This is a genomic window from Devosia sp., from assembly GCF_041917035.1.
Lineage (GTDB): Bacteria > Pseudomonadota > Alphaproteobacteria > Rhizobiales > Devosiaceae > Devosia_A.
Genome location: NZ_JAYRYM010000439.1, coordinates 1 through 1,730 on the forward strand (window position 1 = coordinate 1; position 1,730 = coordinate 1,730).

At 69.5% G+C, this 1,730-nt stretch carries 1 protein-coding gene; it reads right to left on the reverse strand.

Annotation, left to right across the window (positions count from 1 at the left end; genetic code table 11):
* Positions 1 to 1,474, reverse strand: a 1,474-nt coding sequence (gene iolD, locus ACE3TU_RS22055) for a 3D-(3,5/4)-trihydroxycyclohexane-1,2-dione acylhydrolase (decyclizing) (protein ID WP_374627998.1), incomplete at its 3' end; no start/stop codon positions are given.
* Positions 1,475 to 1,730 lie beyond the last annotated feature (256 nt).

Below are 1,730 nucleotides of genomic sequence, written 5' to 3' on the forward strand. Positions count from 1 at the left end.
TGGTGAGCTTTCTGCCCAGCATCACCGAGGTGGCGATCTCGGAGTTCATCATCATGTAGCTGCCGTCGCCCAGCATCACCACCACGTCGTGGTCGGGCTTGGCCAGCTTGACCCCGAGGCCTCCGGCAATCTCGTAGCCCATGGTCGAGTAGCCGTATTCCATGTGGTAGCTGCCCGGCGCGCCCGCCGGCCAGAGCTGGTGCAGCTCGCCCGGCAGCCCGCCCGAGGCGCAGACCAGCGTCACCCCCGAACCCCTGGCCCGCGCCACCGCACCGATCACCTGCGCATCGGAGGGCAGCTGGTTGGTCGGGTCGGTCACCGCCTTGGCGGCTGCGAGCCAGTGCGTCTTGGCCGCCGTCGCCGTCTCGACCCAGCCCCCGGGGCTGCGCCAGGCGCCCAGCCCGGCCGAGAGCAGCTCGAGTCCGACCCTCGCGTCGGCGACGAGCGGCAGCGCCCGATGCTTGCCGGCGTCGAACGCCTGCGTGTTCAGTCCCAGGATGCGAACGCCCTCGGCCTTGAACAACGCCCACGAACCGGTGGTGAAGTCCTGCAGCCGGGAGCCCACCGCCAGCACCACGTCGGCCTGCTCTGCCAGAAGGTTCGAGGCGGACGAGCCGGTGACGCCGACCGATCCCATGTTGAGCGGGTGGTCGTGCGGCAGCGAACTCTTGCCCGAATTGGTCTCCATCACCGGGATGCCGTGCCGCTCGGCAAAGCCCCTGAGCGTCGCCGCCGCCTCCGAATAGAGCACGCCGCCGCCGGCGATGATCACCGGCCGTTCCGCCCCGTTGAGCGCGGCGAGCGCCGCGGCCAGTTCCGCGTCGTCCGGTCGTGGCCGGCGCGGCACCCACAGCCGCTCGTCAAAGAAGCTCTCTGGATAGTCGTAGGCCTCGGCCTGCACGTCCTGGCAGAGGCTGAGGGTCACCGGCCCGCACTCGGCCGGATCGGTCAGCACCTGCATGGCGCGGTTGAGGGCCGGGATGATCTGCTCGGGCCGGGTGATACGGTCGAAATAGCGCGACACCGGCCGGAACACGTCGTTGGCGCTCACCGTGCCGTCGGCAAAGCTCTCGACCTGCTGCAGCACCGGGTCCGGCGCCCGGTTGGCGAACACGTCGCCGGGCAGCAGCAGCACCGGGATGCGGTTGACATGGGCCAGCGCCGCCGCGGTCACCATGTTGGTGGCCCCCGGCCCGATCGAGGAGGTGGCCGCCATGAAGCGGCGGCGGAAGCTCGCCTTGCCGAAGGCGATGGCGGCGTGCGCCATGCCCTGTTCGTTGTGGGCGCGATAGGTCGGCAACTCGTTGCGCACCTGATAGAGCGCTTCGCCGAACCCGGCCACGTTGCCGTGCCCGAAAATGGCGAACACACCGCCGAAGATCGGCACGGTCCGCCCGTCGATCACCGTCATCTGCCGGGTCATGAACCTCGCCAGCGCCTGCGACATGGTGAGACGGATGGTCTTGTTGGTCATTCTTCTTGTTCCTCCTCGCGCACCGAGCCGGTTTCACCCCCCTCCCCAACCCTCCCCGCCGGGGGGAGGGTGTCTGCCGGTGGGTTCGGCCTGGATCGTGCCACTAACTCGATCGGCACCCTCCCCCTTGCGGGGAGGGTTGGGGAGGGGGGTGCCACACGCTCGAAACTCACGTCTCCCCCCAGATCCCCACCAGCGCCCGGAACCGGCCGGCCATGTCGGCCACTGCCTGCTCGTCGCTCATCGTGCCGGCAAA